This is a genomic window from Ruegeria sp. BG3, assembly GCF_056538485.1.
The window spans coordinates 258,020-274,784 of sequence record NZ_JBQFTE010000006.1 but is presented as its reverse complement, the minus strand read 5'-3'; the positions used below and the strand labels follow the sequence as shown (position 1 = coordinate 274,784).

Sequence of the window (16,765 nt, the reverse complement as noted above, 5' to 3'; positions counted from 1 at the left end):
AACTGCTGAAACGGACGGAGGTTTACTACAGGCCCATCTGGTGCGGTTCTAGGATCGCATCCCAGTGCTTGCGAGCGGGTGTGTCCTCCGTAGCGCTAGCCATTTTCTTGGTGTCGAAAAGGTGGGGCGTCAGTTCATTGATAGCGGCGACGGCCAAGACCTTACCGATCATTCCGACAACGCTCGGCCGTATCTATCCGGGCGCGATAGTCCTCGGTGCTTTTGCGGTCCACTATCGCGTTGGCGAACTGCATGATGTCGAGCGGCTGAATAGGGCATCCCTAGATACCCTCAAAGAGCAATCCAAGCATTCGCGTTGGCGTTTGTCGGATGTAGTGGCGGTCGTTCGCGGCCCGCAGGAGGAGGCCGCTCGACGTGTTATATGCACCTTTAGGCAACTGCGAAACCGTTGCTGCGGATAACCGTCAGCTTCTTCGCTTTCTAGCTGAAATGCCTACACTGCAGCGGAGTTCGGGGTTGATGCCTCGTGCATCTGCCAAAAGTTTCTTCAAGTCAAAAATAATTGAAAACCCTGACAAGAAACCAACGGCAACCCAAACTGAAGTAGCTGAAAAGGTCAAAGCAAGGTTCAACATCCATTCGTCCCTCAATTTTCATTGCGCATTTCGGCCATCAGACTTTTTGGGCAAGGAATCAAAAGAAAGTGTTAGAGAGTAAGGTTGAACACGCGGAAAACAGGCTTTTCACATTCGGTTCACGGGTCCGTATCCGCAACCACGCTGCTTCTTACGCTGCATGGCCCTTGAAGCCGTCCGGAAAGGGCGCCACTGTTTAGTAAGCAGCGCCATCTGACTTGTCTAAATTGATTGTAGGTACATTTTTGGTCTGAGTTCCATCGGTTTGATTGTTTCGGGCGATGGCCCAAACGCACTGTGAAGGCGTTTTGTGTTGTAGTGTCTCCTCCGTTGTTCGATCAGGATTTGTGCATTGCGCAGGCTTTAGACGATTTCGCCGTTGAGTGGCTCGCCCCTAAATCGGCCATTGAAGCTTTCGCAATATCCGTTCTCCCGTGGGCTCCTAAGTTCAATGGAAGCCGCCTGCTCTCCGACGGCAGTATAGGTGACATTGTCAGAACGAATTTGCATTCAAAGGTTCTATGAGCCTAGGGGCCTTCGTGCCTTGGCTTGTTCAATCCGGTAAAGATACGTGGCAATATCGGTATCGAAAACAGGCCAAAGGAATCCCGCCGCAGACGCAGCAGCAAGCGCGGCCAAAATTTTTTCAAGAGGGCCCACTTTTTTAGCTGAAACCTCTTGAACCCTGTCTGCAACAATCGTAGACAGCCGCTCATCGATGGGGTGTAGCCAAGTGGTAAGGCAGCGGTTTTTGGTACCGTGTATCGTAGGTTCGAATCCTACCACCCCAGCCACCTTTTCCGGATGCTAATTAACCATAAGCGTGCAAATTTCATTCGGTTTGTGCAAATCGATGTCAATAAGTTTGTCTACTCACGCTGTGTCGAAGATCTACCATCATTTGTGCATTTCTATTGAAAGCGCAGAACACTAGCTTTCCTCAGATAATTGCTGCTGGCTTTTTGTGTCGAGCCTCGGGTGGTTAATGCAAAGGCCGCCTCTAGGGTTCGCTCCAGATTTGTTGGATCCGTTCGCAGATCTTCTCGCCAATCAGGTAGTCATAGTCTGAGGGTGAGGTGTACTGCGCCTTCATAACCTCTCCTGTTGCTGGCGCTGACCCAATTTCCAGTACCATTTTTCGACGTACGGCTTCGGCAAAGCCTTGCCAGTCAAGCACCGGGATTACGAACGACCCAAGTCCACCCGTCACACAGTTCTCGTACTAGACATCAAGATCATCGAGGTGCCACTGACTCCCCTTAGGGCATCTTGTACGCAAAGACACCCGAAGGGTCCTACGTGTGGTGCTTGGTCTAGTGTGGGGTTTTGGTCTTGTGTCGGGCAGTGGCCAACGGAAGTAGTAGATGCCGTGTCGGGACAGTGAGCGATACGCATGCAGCTTCATTTTGTGTCACACCTGTGTGTCACACCGCTCCAATGCTTGCTATCTAGTTGTATTGTTAGGTTTTGGTGGAGCCTAGGGGAGTCGAACCCCTGACCTCTTGCATGCCATGCAAGCGCTCTCCCAACTGAGCTAAGGCCCCTTCCAGGTACTGCCGAAGCAGTGGGCGGACGTTTATGAGACAGCGCGCATGAGTGCAAGAGCAAATTTTGAAATCTACAAAAAACTATGCGTCGCCTCGCGCAACGAAAAAGGGCGGCCACTGGCCGCCCCCGTTTCGGATCAGTTTTCGTCTTCTGACGACATGTCCTTGATGTCGTCCAGCGAAACATCATCGTTGCCATCGTCGTCATCATCCAGCAGATCATCATCCAGATCGACGTCGACATTGTCGTCATCATCCAGAACCAGATCATCCTCGGATGCGTTTTCGCGCGCTTTCTTGGTCGCTGCGTCCTCGGCATCGGCGGCGATCATCCGGCTCTTGCCGGTTTCAAGTTCCACGATCTCGCCCGTGTAGGGGCTGACGATCGGGTCTTTGTTCAGGTCATAAAACCGCTTACCGGTGGTCGGACAAACGCGCTTTACGCCCCATTCTTCCTTGGGCATGTCAAATCCCCTTGATATCAGGTGAGTCGTCTAAAAGATTCAGTTCACCTGCCACAGGCGGCGGGTGCTGTCAAAGCCTTTGCGCGGAAGAGGACGGGATATGGGGGAACACGCTTTGCCGGGCAGGCCGCCAGTGCCGCTGACGCTGCGCAAATCCGCGCGGGCGCGGCGGATCAGTCTGCGGATTTCTCAATTGGACGGGCGGGTTACCCTGACTTATCCAAACGGCGTGCCCGAGGTTGAGGCGTTGAACTTCGCGCGCAGCAAGGAAGATTGGATCCGCCAGAATCTGGCGGGCCAGCCTGAGAGGGAAGACGTTCGCGTCGGCGGCCTGATCCCGGTCGAAGGCGTTGAACGCCGAATCGTCCCGGCAACCGGTCGGCGCGTTCAGTTGGGCGCGGACACGGTGGCCGTCCCGGCCGGGGCTGAGGGACGTCGATTGGCTCGCTTCCTCAAGGAACTTGCGCGGGATCGTCTGAGCGGGGCCTGTGATGACTACGCGGCCATTCTGGGCCGGTCCTACACGACCCTGTCGCTGCGGGACACGCGGTCGCGCTGGGGGTCGTGCAGTTCCCACGGCAGGTTGATGTTCTCATGGCGCTTGATTCTCGCCCCGCCCGAGGTTCTGCATTATGTCGCTGCGCATGAGGTGGCGCATCTGGCCGAGATGAACCACTCTCCGGCCTTCTGGGCGCAGGTGGAGCGTATTTTTGGCCCCTACGATACCCCGCGTCGCTGGCTGAGAGACAACGGAGCTGTGTTACATCGGTTCCGATTTGACGGGTCAGCGAGTTGACGTCACCGAATTTTGTGATCACATGAGGGCATGATAACGACACGGCCCACGGACTCGAGTATCGCGACGCATGATCGGGTCTATCGCACCCTGAGATCGCGTATTCTGCACGGAGAGATTGCGCCGGGCGAAGCTTTGACCCTCAGGGGGATCGGCAAGGAATTCGGTGTCTCGATGACGCCTGCGCGCGAAGCGGTGCGCCGACTGGCGGCAGAGGGCGCATTGTTTTTGTCGTCATCGGGGCGCGTCTCGACGCCTGAGTTGACAAATGACCGAATTGAAGAGCTGGCAGCCCTGAGGGCGCTGTTGGAGGTTGAACTGGCTAGCCGTGCCTTGCCTCGGGCGCATATGGCGCTGATCGACCGATTGCAAAGCATCAATATGAACGTCGCCGAGATGGTGACCAAGCGCGATGCGGTGGGCTATATCCGAACGAACCTGGAATTTCATCGAACGCTTTACCTGCGTGCGCAGGCGCCTGCGATGCTGGCCATGGCGGAAACTGTTTGGCTGCAGCTTGGCCCGACCATGCGCGCGCTTTATGGTCGTCTTCGGCGTACCGAGCCACCGCATTACCACAAACTGATCATCGCTGCGCTGAAGGCGGGCGACGAGCCGGGCCTGCGCCTCGCGGTCCGTTCGGACGTGACACAGGGCTTGCGGTTGCTGGTCAGTTAGATCGCTTTGCGTTGATTTGAATCGAAATACGTTGCCTCGCCCTAGGGTCGACGCGCAATTCGATGGTCCTTCCTAAAGTGAAACGCAAAATGCTTTAGGCGGCCAATTGCCGACCTGCCCAGTCGGCGACCGAAGGGGTCAGTCGTTCTGGTTTGCGGGCGCGGACTGCGTTACGCTGGGGCAAATCACAAACCAGAGCAGATTTCAGTCATGATCAATAGACGCAGTTTTTCACTCGGCCTCGGTGCGGCGTTTTTGGCGGCGTGCAGTGATGCGACCATTCCGGCGCGCGCGCCTGCATCCCGAATGCAGCCGGTTTCCAATGCGGGTTACGATGCCTGGGTGGCGGGTTTCAAATCCCGCGCTTCTTCGCAGGGCATCTCACAATCCACGCTGAACCGCGCTTTTCAGGGGGCAGGCTATCTGCCCGGCGTGATCGAACGGGACCGCAATCAGGTCGAGTTCAAACGCTCGCTTGAGGACTATTTGGCCATCGCTGCCTCGGATGAGCGGATCAGTACCGGTAAAAAGATGCTGCAACGCCATAACGGTGTTCTGTCGCAGATCGAGGCGCAATATGGCGTCGACAAAGAGGTCGTCGTGGCCGTATGGGGGCTGGAAAGCCGCTATGGCGCGCGCCGCGGTGATGTGCCGGTGATCTCGGCAACCTCGACCTTGGCCTATGACGGGCGGCGCGGTGCGTTTTTCGAAAAGCAATTGATCGCGGCCTTACAGATTATTCAGGCGGGCGACACCTCGGCGGACAACATGACCGGCAGCTGGGCGGGCGCGATGGGGCATACGCAGTTCATTCCGACCTCGTATCTGGCTTATGCGGTCGATTTCACCGGTGATGGGCGACGCGATATCTGGTCCGAGGATCCGTCGGACTCACTGGCTTCAACCGCTGCCTATCTGTCGCGCGCGGGTTGGGTGCGTGGTCAGCCCTGGGGCGGAGAGGTCGGCACCGTTTCCGGCACGCCCGTCGCGGTCTTGCAGCCGCAGGTTCCCGGCCCAAAGATCGCCGTGTTCCGCAATTTCAACGTGATTAAACGCTATAACAACTCGGACAGCTACGCGATCGGCGTGGGCCATCTTTCCGACAGGATCGCCGGCGGCGTGCCGTTCAAGGCATCGTTCGGACCGGATGAAACAGGGCTCACTCTGGAAGACCGCAAAGAGCTGCAACGCCGCCTGACCTCGGCCGGATTCGATACCGAGGGCGCAGACGGGGTGATCGGCAAGAAATCTGAGGCCGCGATCAGCGGCTATCAGCGCGCCAATGGCTTGGCCGTAACCGGAAAGCCTTCGGTCGAGCTGTTGCGCCAATTGGGCGGCTAACGGTTTACGCCGCCAGCCCTTTTGAGCCGATATCCAGGAACTTCTGACGGCGATCCTTGATCAGGGCCGCCGCATCCTTACCGTCCAGCTCTTTCAGCATGGCCGCAATGGCGGAACGGACCGATTCAATTGCAGCCGGACGATCGCGATGGGCGCCGCCTTTTGGTTCGGTGATGATGCGATCGCAGACACCCAAATTGTAAAGGTCCTGCGCGGTCAGGCGCAGTGCCTCGGCGGCCTCACGCATCTTCTCGGCGTCTTTCCAAAGAATCGAGGCACAGCCTTCGGGTGAGATCACCGAATAGACTGAATGCTCCAGCATCGCGACGCGGTTCGCGGTGGCAAAGGCCACAGCCCCGCCAGAGCCACCTTCACCGATGATGACCGAAACCAGAGGCACTCCGATTTTCAGGCACATCTCGGTCGACCGGGCAATCGCTTCGGACTGACCGCGCTCCTCTGCGCCCTTGCCGGGGTAGGCCCCTGCGGTGTCGATCAGGGTCACGACCGGCAGACCAAACCGCCCGGCCATCTCCATCAGGCGGACGGCTTTGCGGTAGCCTTCAGGGCGGGCCATGCCGAAATTCCGCTCGATACGCGATTTGGTGTCAGAGCCTTTCTCATGTCCGATCACCATCACCGGCTGATCGTTAAACCGGGCCAACCCGCCGATCACAGCCAGATCGTCGGCGAAGTTGCGATCCCCGGCCAGCGGCGTGAACTCGGTGAAAAGCTCTTTGACATAGTCCTGACAATGGGGGCGCTCGGGGTGACGCGCGACCTGACATTTCCGCCATGGGGTCAGATCGGCATAAAGCTCATCCAGCAGCTTGGCGGCTTTAGCATCCAGAGCTGAGGCTTCTTCGGCCACATCCATCTCTTCATTGGCGCGGGCCAAGGCGCGCAGCTCTTCTGCTTTGCCTTCGATCTCGGCCAGCGGTTTTTCGAAATCCAGATACTGGGTCATGACGCCTCTCAACGCGGAAGTTCCCTGCTATATGACGCGTGGTCGCTTGGGATGCAACTCAGCAAGATTTGTGAGAGCCGATTATGCGACCACGATTGGGCAGAGAGAAGGAAGGGATGCCAAATGGCAACCAGTTACGAGGACCGCATCCTGCGGGTGCTGACCTATATCCACGATCACCCCGATGGGGATTTGTCACTGGATGCGCTGGCTGATATCGCCGCGATGTCGCGGTTCCATTGGCACCGCGTTTTCCGCGCATTGACGGGCGAGACCTGCGCCCAGGCGGTGCGTCGGATACGGCTGCACCGTGCGGCGGTCCAACTGGTCCGGTCAGACACTTCGGTGTCGCAGGTTGCGCATTCCGTTGGCTACCCCAACCCGAACTCTTTCATCCGGGCCTTTACCGAGGCCTATGGCAGCAGCCCCGCGGCCTTTCGCAAAGCCGGTCAGTTTCTGCCAGCCCATCCAAACTTCAAAACCGGAGGATATCCGATGCATCCCGTGACCACCCGAACCGAACCCGCCCGCCGCGTGATCGCCTTGCCGCACAAAGGCGCATATTCCGAAATTGGCAAAAGCTTTGAAGCGTTCGGCGCACTGTGCGAATCCCGTCAGCTTTGGCCGCAGGTTGGCCCTGTGCTTGGTATCTACTTTGACAGCCCGGATGAGGTGCCAGAGGATCAGTTGCGCAGCTATGCCGGGGCCGAATTCCGTGGGGAAGGTACCCCCGATGGGATGGTGGACGTGCAGATCGCCGGGGGAAAGACGGCGGTGTTAACTTACAAGGGACCCTATTCTGGCTTGGAGGCCGCCTACCACAGTCTTTTTGGAAACTGGCTGCCTGAATCAGGGGAAGAGCCCGCAGATCAACCCTGCTATGAGATCTACCTCAACGATCCGCGCGAAACTGCGCCCGAGGATCTGTTGACCGAGATCTGCCTGCCGTTGAAGTGATCAGCTCGGCCACAATACCGGATAGAGCGAGGCCACAAGCAGGGCTGCCATTGTCCAGTTGAACACCACCAACCGGCGCGGATTCGTCAGGAGCCGCGCCATTTGCTGCCCCAGGACCGTCCAGGTGCTGACTGAGGGCAAGTTGACCGCTCCGAACACAAGCGCAACGATGATGATGACATTGAGAGTCTGACCCGGCGCATAAGCCGTTGTCGCGGTCAGCGCCATAGCCCAGGCCTTTGGGTTGACCCATTGAAAGGCGGCGGCCTGTAGAAAACTCATCGGCGTGCCCACGTCAGCGCCATTCTCGGCCGGTGCGGCATGCGCAATCTTCCATGCCAGATACAACAGATACGCGACCGAGGCCGCCTTCAGCACCGTGTAGCTGACGGGGTATTGGTTGAAAACCTGCACCAGACCCGCGCCAACCAGCAGCACCATGAAGGTGAAGCCAAGCCCGATACCCAACATATGGGGAATTGTACGCCGAAAGCCGAAATTGGCGCCAGATGCCATCAGCATCAGGTTGTTCGGTCCCGGCGTAATGGACGAGACGAAGGCAAAGGCGATCAGGGCCAGAAGGATGTCGTAGGTCATGCGGGGGATGTTTACCCCACATGGCGCAAATGAAATTGCGTTATTGTGCGTGAATGATCTATTTTGGCAATTAATGACTAAGATTGATCGAATAAACCGCGAAATATTGCGCGAACTCTCGACGGACGGGCGCATCAGCAATCTTGAACTGGCAGATCGTGTTGGGCTATCTCCCTCGGCCTGTTTGCGCCGCGTGCAAGAGTTGGAGAAGGCCGGGGTCATCACCGGTTACCGCGCTGTTCTGGACCCGAACGCGCTGGGCAAGGGGTTTGTCGCCTATATCGGCGTTGGTCTGGGAGAACATACAAAGGCTGCTCAGGAAGGCTTTGAACGGGCCTTGCAGCGCGCGCCCGAAGTGGTGGAATGCCACAATATCACCGGTAAGATCGAATATCTGTTGCGTGTGGAGTGCGCGGACCTTCCTTCGTACAAGGTGTTTCACACCGATGTGCTGGGAACACTGCCCCATGTCACGTCGATCACGTCATATGTGGTGATGGGGTCACCCAAGGATTTGAGAGCGTAGCTTGCCTTTCGCGCTGGCATCACACCCTTGCGAGGTAAAAGCTCAGGTCTTAGGGTCTTTGGCAAAGACGCCCAAGACAAAATGGGCGCGTATACTGGGAGACCACTATGAACCATCTTCAAATTGGGTTGATCGCGTCCGCGCTCACCATTCTTGCTGGATACGTCGGGGCGGCGCCGCTCAAGCTGGAACCGGCTAACCCGCAACCTGGCAATGTGCAATCCGGCCTTAATGTGAAATATGCATGGAACGGAACGCAGCGCAAAATTCGCGATCTGAGCCACGCCAAGTCCCTATTGCCTAACGCTGAGGTCGGCACACCTCTGCTTGGATTGGACTACCGAGACACTAACAAGGGTGACCCTGTTCTGACTTTCGGTGAATCCGTCAACGTCGTGGCTGATATCAACGGCTACATTCGCTTTGATTCCCCAGGCATTTATGAGCTTGAAACCTGGTCCAATGATGGGCTCGAGGCATTTGTCGGGGGGCAACAAATCGGGTTTGTAAGGGGCATTCAGGGTTGCGAGGCCAACCAAAGAACCGAAGTCGAGGTTCCAAAAGCCGGATGGTATCCACTTAACATCGTCTACTTCCAGAAGCTCGGCACCTCTTGTTTGATGATGAAATGGGGCAAGCAGGGCGAAGACTTTACTTGGACACCTGATAGCGCATTCGGCCGCTGAAGGCAGAAACTGCGGTAGGAAGAGCGCCAAATTGGCGCTCTTTCATTTTTGGTTTAGCCGTTCGCTGCGATCAATTCGGATTGCGCTACGATGACCTCGGCTTGCTTGATCGACGCGATGTCTACCAGACGGCCTTTGTAGACAGTGGCCCCTTCACCATTGGCCTTGGCCTGTTCCATCGCGGCCAGGATTTCGCGGGCCTCGGAGACAGCCTCGTCCGACGGGGTGAAGACCTGATTGGCCAGCGCGATCTGCTTGGGATGAATCGCCCATTTGCCGACCATACCCAAAGTGGCCGAGCGTTTGGCCTGTGCGATATAGCCCTCATCGTCGCTGAAGTCACCAAAGGGTCCGTCGACCGGCAGAACGCCATGGGTGCGGCACGCTGCGACGATGGCCGCTTGCGCCCAATGCCATGGGTCTGACCAATGCTTTTCACCTTCGCGTAGCATGTAGTAATTCTCTTGAGTGCCGCCGATCCCAGTGGTCTGCATGCCCATGGAAGCGGCGAAATCCGCAGCACCCAAGCTCATCGCCTGCATCCGGGGCGATGAGGCTGCAATTTCCTCGACATGGGCAATACCAGCAGCGGATTCGATGATCACTTCGAACGAGATCGGCTTGCTCCGACCCTTGGCGCGCTCGATCGCGGTGACCAGAGCGTCGACGGCGTAGACATCTGCTGCGCAGCCGACCTTGGGGATCATGATCTGGTCAAGGCGGTCTCCGGCCTGTTCCAGTACGTCCACCACATCGCGGTACCAATAGGGCGTATCCAACCCGTTGATCCGCACGGACATGTATTTGTTGCCCCAATCGACGGTGTTCAGCGCCTCGATGACATTGGCGCGGGCGATGTCCTTGTCAGAGGGTGCAACCGAATCCTCAAGGTCCAGATTGATCACATCCGCAGCGGAGGCCGCCATTTTGGGGAACAGCTTTGTGTTCGAGCCGGGGCCGAACAACTGGCAACGGTTTGGCCGCGCCGGAGCGGCGGGTTGGATGCGGAAACTCATCGGGACCTCGCAAGAGTAATGAAGTTACGTTTTGGTTCTCGTTCGGGATATTAAATTGCGCAATGCGGCGCAAGGGTCATTGTGCAGATGCGGCAATGCGCACGCAGCATTTCTTGCGCAAGGCGCAGTTCGCGGGTGCTTAAAGTTTGTTCAGTTTAAAAACTTCGAAGAATTTTGCGACCAAACGTCAAAACGCGCGAAAAAATATTGGTGAGAGGACGTATGTAGTGAAAATTCGCGAAACGCTCGTTCACGTGGTTCTTTAGTTTGGCGCGGTATCAAAGGAGTGCGATGCAATGATCGAGACACCGTATCTGTTGTTTTTGGGCGATGCGCCTGACCAGTTGGCTGCCAAAGTTGCCATCGGCATCCGTGACTGGCGTCCGGAAAACGCTGTAGGCCAGTACCGCATGGAAGGCTGCAAGGCCGATCTGGGTATGACCGACATGACCTTGGCCGAGGCCAAAGAGGCCGGCGCGAAGACGCTGGTTATCGGTGTCGCCAATCGCGGCGGCGTGATCAGCGAGGCCTGGAAAACCGTTCTGATCGAGGCGCTCGAAATGGGCTACGACATCGCGTCTGGCCTGCACAACCTGCTGCGAGACGAAGGCGATCTGGTTGCGGCGGCCCAGACCCACGGTTGCACTCTGCACGATGTGCGGGTGCCAACCGTTGGATACCCAATCGCAAACGGCAAGAAACGCAGCGGCAAGCGTTGCCTGGCTGTCGGCACCGATTGCTCAGCGGGTAAGATGTATACGGCGATGTCGATGGATGCCGAGATGCGCAAGCGCGGCATGAAATCCACCTTCCGCGCCACGGGTCAGACCGGTATTCTGATCACCGGCCAAGGTGTTCCGCTCGACGCAGTTGTTGCGGATTTCATGGCAGGTGCGGTCGAATACCTGACGCCCGATAATGATGAAGATCACTGGGATCACATTGAGGGGCAGGGCTCTTTGTATCACGTGTCCTATTCGGGCGTCACCATGGCGCTGGTCCATGGCGGTCAGCCCGATGCGCTGATCCTGTGCCATGAGCCGACACGGACCCATATGCGCGGCCTGCCCGAGTATTCGCTGCCGACGCTGCAGCAGCTGCGCGACACGGCCCTGCCGCTTGCACGGGTTGGCAATCCGGCGTGTCAGGTTGTTGGCGTTTCGGTCAACACCCAGCACCTCAGCGAGGATGAGGCCACGGCCTACCTGGCCAAGGTCGAGGAAGAGATGGGCCTGCCCACTACTGACCCTTACCGCTTCGGTGCCGGAAAACTGGTGGATGCTCTGTCCGCTCTGTGATCAAAGAAACCCGCCGGAGGATCGCCTCCGGCGGGCGTATTTTTGAAAAGATGAAGGAGCGGGCGCGTGCAGGTTGAGGTCTCTCGTGATGTGTTTCGGCTGGCGCAGGTGTTCACCATCTCGCGCGGGTCGCGGACCGAAGCAAAAGTTCTGACGGTTCGAGTCTCGGACGGAACTCATCAGGGCTGGGGCGAATGCGTGCCTTATGCGCGCTATGATGAGACGCTTGAGTCGGTCGAAGCTGAAATCGCGGCGCTGCCTGCCGAGTTCACGCGGCAATCGCTGATGGACCTGCTGTCCGCCGGGGCCGCGCGGAACGCCGTGGACTGCGCTCTTTGGGATCTGGAGTGTAAGCGAGCGGGCAAACGCGTTTGGGACCTGGCCGGTCTGCCGGTTCCGGGGCCTGAAATCACCGCCTATACCCTGTCTTTGGCGACGCCCGAGGCGATGCGGAAGCAGGCAGAAGAAAACGCGCATCGGCCGCTTTTGAAGATCAAGCTGGGCACACCGGACGACATGCCCCGGTTGGAGGCCGTGCGTGCAGGCGCGCCAAAATCCAAGATTATTGTTGATGCCAACGAAGGTTGGTCGGCTGAGGTCTATTCGGATCTGGCACCTCATCTGGTGCGGCTGGGTGTTGAACTGGTCGAACAACCGCTGCCCGCAGGCGAGGACGACGCGCTGGTCGGTATGGAACGTCCGGTGCCTGTCTGTGCTGACGAATCCTGCCATGACCGGGCCAGCCTGCCCAAATTGAAGGGCAAATATGATGTGGTGAACATCAAGCTCGACAAGACCGGTGGTCTGACTGAGGCTTTGCTGCTGCGTGAGGCGGCGTTGGCTGAGGGCTACAAAGTCATGGTCGGCTGTATGGTCGGCAGCTCTCTGGCCATGGCCCCTGCTACATTGCTGGCGCAGGGTGCGATGGTGACAGACCTTGACGGCCCGCTTCTGTTGGCCGAAGACCGCAACAACCCGCTGATTTTTGACGACGCCGGAGTGCATCCGCCCAGTGCGGCACTTTGGGGCTGAGGAGAGTGACATGACCCGCACCGTTTATGTGAATGGCGAATACCTGCCCGAGACCGAGGCCAAGGTATCCATTTTTGACCGTGGTTTCCTGATGGCAGATGCCGTCTATGAGGTGACCAGCGTTCTGGATGGCAAGCTGATTGACTTTGAGGGCCACGCGGTGCGCCTGAAACGTTCGTTGGACGAACTGCAGATGGCTGAGCCCTGCACCAAGGATGAACTGCTGGAGATCCACCGCAAGCTGGTCGAGTTGAACGGGATTGACGAAGGTCTGGTCTATCTGCAGGTCTCGCGCGGCAGCGATGGGGACCGGGATTTTGTGTTCCCCTCCGCCGACACCAAGCCGACGCTGGTTCTGTTCACACAGAACAAGCCAGGTCTGGCGGATAGCCCTGCGGCGCAAAAAGGCGCCAAGATCATCTCGATCGAGGACATCCGTTGGGGGCGCCGTGACATTAAGACCGTGCAGCTGCTCTACCCGTCGATGGGCAAGATGATGGCCAAGGCTGCCGGGTGTGATGATGCGTGGATGATCGAAGGCGGTTATGTCACCGAGGGCACCAGCAACAACGCCTATTTCGTGAAGAACGGCAAGATCGTCACCCGCCCGCTGTCGAATGAGATCCTGCATGGTATCACCCGCAAGGCCGTTCTGCGCATGGCTGCCGAGGCGCAGATGGAGGTCGAGGAACGCCTATTCACTATCGACGAAGCGAAAGAGGCAGATGAGGCCTTCACCACCTCGGCCAGCGCCTTTGTCATGCCGGTGGTTGAGATTGATGGCGTGGCGCTGGGCGATGGCACCCCTGGCCCAATCGCCAAACGTCTGCGCGAGATCTATCTGGACGAAAGCCGCAAGGCAGCCATTTAAGCGCGCTGTATCAGGGCCTTTTGGGTAAGGCTCTGAATAATACACATTGGTTGGCCGTAGGTCGGGCCAACCAATCCGTGCAAGAGCTTTAATCGCTCTGAGTTCTGACCCGATCCACGATTTCCCTGTACTCTGAAGCTATCCTGCGCGAATTGCATGGTTAGTAAGGTCGGCTGGTCATTTCAGGGGTTTTTGCGCCGAACGCTTTCCAATCTGTGTCGGATATGTCCGCCTTGCATAGCGGCTAGACCGTAACTGGCGTTGTTGGCCGCATGACCTCTTCCTATCTGCTCGCTGTATCCAAAAGGAACACAAAATTTGCCGGGGAATACGCTTCGGTCTGAAAGGAAAGAAAATGGCACATACTGCAACACTCACCCCCTCGACCTTCAATTTCGGCGCACGCATTTCCGCACTTATTGAACGCATCAAAGTCGCGCGGGCTCGCGCGGCGGAATACCAGCGGACCTACTCCGAACTGCAGCGGCTCAGCAATCGCGAGCTGGACGATATCGGAGTCCGTCGCTGCGATATCGCTGATATTGCGCACAAGCACGCTTACTGCGGCTGAACTACCCCACCACTCACACGCGAAGAGGCGCCCTTTGGGGCGTCTCTTTTGCGTTTGGCGGGCTGCGCATTCACGCGCCACTTGCAACGAGAGCCACAAAGCTGTAGAGCGCCCCGGTGGCATTGCGTCCACGAGAATCAAAACCAAGAAACGCCGTGTTTGGCCCATCACGCTTCGGGGTCACATCCGGCTTAGGAGAAGCGATATGAAACTGAACGAATTGCGCGATAACCCAGGCGCCGCACCGAAACGGACCCGCGTTGGCCGTGGTCCGGGCTCCGGCAAGGGTAAAATGGGTGGCCGTGGTATCAAAGGTCAGAAATCCCGTTCGGGTGTGGCCATCAACGGCTACGAAGGCGGCCAGATGCCGCTGTACCAGCGTCTTCCCAAGCGTGGCTTCAACAAGCCGAACCGCAAGGAATTCGCCGTTATCAACCTGGGCCTGATCCAGAAATTCGTCGACGCCGGCAAGCTGGACGCCAAAGCTGCGATCACCGAGGACGCACTGGTTGCCTCGGGGCTGGTTCGTCGCAAGCTGGACGGTATCCGCGTTCTGGCCAAAGGCGAAGTTAGCGCCAAGCTGAACCTCGAAGTGACCGGTGCTTCGAAAGCTGCCGTTGAGGCAGTTGAAAAAGCGGGCGGCTCTCTGACGGTCACAAAAGCTGCTGCGGCAGAGTAAGCGCTTGTGAGCGGGCGAAGACCCGCTTACATAGAGCACTAAGTTTTCCCAGACGCCGCCCGAGCCGGAAAACGGTTCTGGGCGGTGTTTTCATAAGAGAGACCGATTTATGGTATCAGCAGCAGAACAAATGGCAGCCAACACAAGCTGGTCTGCCCTTGGCAAAGCCACCGATCTGCGCAACCGCATCCTGTTTACACTGGGTTTGTTGATCGTTTATCGCCTGGGCACCTTCATTCCGGTGCCGGGGATTGACGGACAAGCCCTGCGTGAATTTATGGAGCAAGCGGGGCAAGGCATCGGCGGTATGGTTTCGATGTTCACCGGCGGGGCGCTGGGTCGGATGGGTATCTTTGCCCTCGGCATCATGCCTTATATCTCTGCCTCGATCATTGTGCAGCTGCTGACTTCTATGGTTCCCGCTCTCGAGCAACTCAAGAAGGAGGGCGAGCAGGGCCGCAAGAAGATCAACCAATACACTCGTTTCGGTACTGTGGCGCTGGCCACCGTGCAGGCCTATGGTCTGGCCGTTTCGTTGGAATCGGGTGATCTGGCGACCGATCCGGGCTTGTTCTTCCGCATGTCGACCATGATTACTCTGGTCGGCGGCACCATGTTCCTGATGTGGCTGGGTGAGCAGATCACCGCGCGCGGCATTGGCAACGGTATCTCTCTGATCATCTTCGTCGGCATCATCGCCGAGGTTCCGGCCGCTCTGGCGCAGTTCTTTGCTTCGGGTCGTTCGGGTGCAATCAGCCCAGCCGTGATCGTTGGTGTGATCCTCATGGTCATCGTCGTGATCACCTTTGTGGTGTTCATGGAACGGGCCCTGCGAAAGATCCACATTCAATACCCGCGCCGTCAGGCCGGTATGAAGGTTTACGAAGGCGGCTCGAGCCACCTGCCGGTCAAGGTCAACCCGTCGGGCGTTATCCCTGCGATCTTTGCAAGCTCGCTGCTGTTGCTGCCGGTGACGATCTCGACTTTCTCGTCGGGTGCGGCAAACGGTCCGGTCATGTCGTGGCTGCTGGCGAACTTTGGCCCGGGACAGCCGCTCTATCTGCTGTTCTTCGCGTCGATGATCGTGTTCTTCGCGTATTTCTATACGTTCAACGTATCTTTCAAACCCGACGACGTTGCGGACAACCTGAAAAAGCAGAACGGTTTTGTGCCCGGCATCCGCCCCGGCAAGAAAACCGCCGAGTATCTGGAATACGTGGTCAATCGCGTTCTGGTTCTGGGTTCGGCCTACCTTGCGCTGGTCTGTCTGTTGCCCGAAATCGTTCGGAACCAGTTCGCCATCCCGTTCTACTTCGGTGGCACCTCGGTACTAATTATCGTCTCTGTAACCATGGACACGATCCAACAGGTTCAGAGCCACCTGCTGGCGCACCAATATGAAGGGCTTATCGAAAAGTCCCAACTGCGCGGCAAAGGCAAGAAACGCGGCAGAAAGGGAGCTGCTCGTCGATGAATATCATTCTGCTTGGCCCCCCGGGCGCCGGTAAAGGAACGCAAGCCGGTCATCTGGTTGAAACACGCGGCATGGTGCAGCTAAGCACCGGTGACATGCTGCGCGAAGCCAAGACTTCGGGCACCGAAATGGGCCAGAAGGTTGCGGCGATCATGGATGCTGGCAAGCTGGTCACCGATGAGATCGTGATCGGTCTGATCCGCGAAAAGCTGGAGCAGGGGGCCGAAGGCGGTTTCATCTTTGATGGCTTCCCGCGCACGTTGGCGCAAGCGGATGCGCTGGGTGAATTGCTTGCCGAAAAGGGCGAGACGCTGGATTGTGTCGTCGAGCTGCAGGTTGACGATGAGACGCTGGTCAAGCGTATCGTCAATCGCGCCGAAGAAGCGCGCGCTGCGGGTCAGCCTGTTCGGGCCGACGACAACGAAGACAGCGTTCGCATTCGCCTGATGGAGTACTACAAAAAGACTGCTCCGCTGATTGGCTACTATCATGCCAAAGGCAATCTGAAGCCTGTCGATGGCTTGGCAGAGATTGCGGATGTGAGATCGGCGATCAAGTCAATTCTTGGCTGACTCAAGGTTGGGGCTTGACGGCCCTACCAAAAGCCCATATCGACCCCCATCCCTATTGGGAATCAAGTCTGCGTGAGGGATTCGTCCCAAACGCCCC

The 16,765-nt window shown here is 57.7% G+C and carries 19 protein-coding genes, 2 tRNA genes and 1 pseudogene; 15 read left to right on the top strand and 7 right to left on the bottom strand.

Going from position 1 to position 16,765, the window contains the following annotated elements:
- Nucleotides 1-375 precede the first annotated feature (375 nt).
- Nucleotides 376-678: a hypothetical protein gene (locus ACR0AI_RS11800; protein ID WP_480673834.1), complete on the top strand. Its 303-nt coding sequence runs from the start codon at nt 376-378 to the stop codon at nt 676-678.
- 140 nt (nt 679-818) lie between these two features.
- Here ACR0AI_RS11800 and ACR0AI_RS11795 read toward each other — a convergent pair.
- Nucleotides 819-1,073: pseudogene (locus tag ACR0AI_RS11795) on the bottom strand (integrase core domain-containing protein); the annotation flags it as partial.
- A 242-nt stretch (nt 1,074-1,315) separates the two neighbouring features.
- Here ACR0AI_RS11795 and ACR0AI_RS11790 point away from each other — a divergent pair.
- Nucleotides 1,316-1,390 (top strand) — tRNA-Gln (locus ACR0AI_RS11790).
- A gap of 206 nt (nt 1,391-1,596) precedes the next feature.
- Here the strand turns inward: ACR0AI_RS11790 and ACR0AI_RS11785 are convergent.
- The 3 genes from ACR0AI_RS11785 to ACR0AI_RS11775 all read right to left on the bottom strand — a co-directional run bounded on the left by ACR0AI_RS11785 (nt 1,597) and on the right by ACR0AI_RS11775 (nt 2,607).
- The gene (locus tag ACR0AI_RS11785; RefSeq protein WP_480673836.1) at nt 1,597-1,806 is read right to left on the bottom strand and encodes a DUF1194 domain-containing protein; all 210 of its coding nucleotides are present in this window, start codon (nt 1,804-1,806) and stop codon (nt 1,597-1,599) included.
- A gap of 258 nt (nt 1,807-2,064) precedes the next feature.
- Nucleotides 2,065-2,140: transfer RNA gene (locus ACR0AI_RS11780), tRNA-Ala, on the bottom strand.
- A gap of 140 nt (nt 2,141-2,280) precedes the next feature.
- Entirely contained in the window at nt 2,281-2,607 is a 327-nt protein-coding gene (locus ACR0AI_RS11775) for a TIGR02300 family protein (RefSeq protein ID WP_170377607.1), read from the bottom strand.
- A gap of 100 nt (nt 2,608-2,707) precedes the next feature.
- Between ACR0AI_RS11775 and ACR0AI_RS11770 the strand changes: the two genes are divergently transcribed.
- The 3 genes from ACR0AI_RS11770 (at nt 2,708) to ACR0AI_RS11760 (ending at nt 5,422) form a co-directional block, all read left to right on the top strand.
- Nucleotides 2,708-3,403: a M48 family metallopeptidase gene (locus ACR0AI_RS11770; protein ID WP_480673838.1), complete on the top strand. Its 696-nt coding sequence runs from the start codon at nt 2,708-2,710 to the stop codon at nt 3,401-3,403.
- A gap of 30 nt (nt 3,404-3,433) precedes the next feature.
- Nucleotides 3,434-4,081, top strand: coding sequence for a GntR family transcriptional regulator (locus ACR0AI_RS11765; RefSeq protein WP_170377611.1), 648 nt, complete (start codon nt 3,434-3,436; stop codon nt 4,079-4,081).
- 210 nt (nt 4,082-4,291) lie between these two features.
- A complete protein-coding gene (locus ACR0AI_RS11760) occupies nt 4,292-5,422 on the top strand; it encodes a lytic murein transglycosylase (protein WP_480673840.1) in 1,131 nt (376 codons plus the stop codon).
- Between the two features lie 4 nt (nt 5,423-5,426).
- On the opposite strand, the gene ACR0AI_RS11755 is transcribed toward ACR0AI_RS11760, so the two are convergent.
- Nucleotides 5,427-6,389, bottom strand: coding sequence for an acetyl-CoA carboxylase carboxyltransferase subunit alpha (locus ACR0AI_RS11755; protein ID WP_170659867.1), 963 nt, complete (start codon nt 6,387-6,389; stop codon nt 5,427-5,429).
- A gap of 123 nt (nt 6,390-6,512) precedes the next feature.
- Between ACR0AI_RS11755 and ACR0AI_RS11750 the strand changes: the two genes are divergently transcribed.
- A complete protein-coding gene (locus tag ACR0AI_RS11750) occupies nt 6,513-7,346 on the top strand; it encodes an AraC family transcriptional regulator (protein ID WP_480673842.1) in 834 nt (277 codons plus the stop codon).
- On the opposite strand, the gene ACR0AI_RS11745 is transcribed toward ACR0AI_RS11750, so the two are convergent.
- On the bottom strand, nt 7,347-7,943 hold the full coding sequence (locus tag ACR0AI_RS11745) for a LysE family translocator (RefSeq protein ID WP_480673844.1): 597 nt from the start codon (nt 7,941-7,943) through the stop codon (nt 7,347-7,349).
- A gap of 73 nt (nt 7,944-8,016) precedes the next feature.
- On the opposite strand from ACR0AI_RS11745, the gene ACR0AI_RS11740 reads away from it, so the two are divergent.
- Nucleotides 8,017-8,469 carry an Lrp/AsnC family transcriptional regulator gene (locus ACR0AI_RS11740; protein ID WP_480673846.1) on the top strand — a complete coding sequence of 151 codons (453 nt, stop codon included), beginning with the start codon at nt 8,017-8,019 and terminating at the stop codon, nt 8,467-8,469.
- 107 nt (nt 8,470-8,576) lie between these two features.
- On the top strand, nt 8,577-9,155 hold the full coding sequence (locus tag ACR0AI_RS11735; protein ID WP_480673848.1) for a PA14 domain-containing protein: 579 nt from the start codon (nt 8,577-8,579) through the stop codon (nt 9,153-9,155).
- Nucleotides 9,156-9,208: 53 nt separating this feature from the next.
- On the opposite strand, the gene ACR0AI_RS11730 is transcribed toward ACR0AI_RS11735, so the two are convergent.
- Nucleotides 9,209-10,171: an L-malyl-CoA/beta-methylmalyl-CoA lyase gene (locus ACR0AI_RS11730; protein ID WP_170377624.1), complete on the bottom strand. Its 963-nt coding sequence runs from the start codon at nt 10,169-10,171 to the stop codon at nt 9,209-9,211.
- Nucleotides 10,172-10,467: 296 nt separating this feature from the next.
- Between ACR0AI_RS11730 and dgcN the strand changes: the two genes are divergently transcribed.
- The 7 genes from dgcN to ACR0AI_RS11695 all read left to right on the top strand — a co-directional run bounded on the left by dgcN (nt 10,468) and on the right by ACR0AI_RS11695 (nt 16,668).
- Nucleotides 10,468-11,469, top strand: a complete 1,002-nt coding sequence (dgcN, locus tag ACR0AI_RS11725; protein ID WP_170691032.1) for an N-acetyltransferase DgcN — start codon at nt 10,468-10,470, stop codon at nt 11,467-11,469.
- Nucleotides 11,470-11,535: 66 nt separating this feature from the next.
- Entirely contained in the window at nt 11,536-12,501 is a 966-nt protein-coding gene (dgcA, locus tag ACR0AI_RS11720) for an N-acetyl-D-Glu racemase DgcA (protein ID WP_480673851.1), read from the top strand.
- 10 nt (nt 12,502-12,511) lie between these two features.
- Nucleotides 12,512-13,372: a D-amino-acid transaminase gene (locus ACR0AI_RS11715; RefSeq protein WP_480673853.1), complete on the top strand. Its 861-nt coding sequence runs from the start codon at nt 12,512-12,514 to the stop codon at nt 13,370-13,372.
- Nucleotides 13,373-13,727: 355 nt separating this feature from the next.
- A complete protein-coding gene (locus tag ACR0AI_RS11710) occupies nt 13,728-13,943 on the top strand; it encodes a DUF1127 domain-containing protein (RefSeq protein ID WP_480673855.1) in 216 nt (71 codons plus the stop codon).
- Between the two features lie 205 nt (nt 13,944-14,148).
- Entirely contained in the window at nt 14,149-14,622 is a 474-nt protein-coding gene (gene rplO / locus ACR0AI_RS11705; protein WP_170377635.1) for a 50S ribosomal protein L15, read from the top strand.
- 109 nt (nt 14,623-14,731) lie between these two features.
- Nucleotides 14,732-16,096, top strand: a complete 1,365-nt coding sequence (gene secY, locus ACR0AI_RS11700; RefSeq protein ID WP_170555668.1) for a preprotein translocase subunit SecY — start codon at nt 14,732-14,734, stop codon at nt 16,094-16,096.
- Nucleotides 16,093-16,668: an adenylate kinase gene (locus ACR0AI_RS11695; protein WP_480673857.1), complete on the top strand. Its 576-nt coding sequence runs from the start codon at nt 16,093-16,095 to the stop codon at nt 16,666-16,668. The genes secY and ACR0AI_RS11695 overlap by 4 nt, the downstream gene beginning before the upstream one ends.
- Nucleotides 16,669-16,765 lie beyond the last annotated feature (97 nt).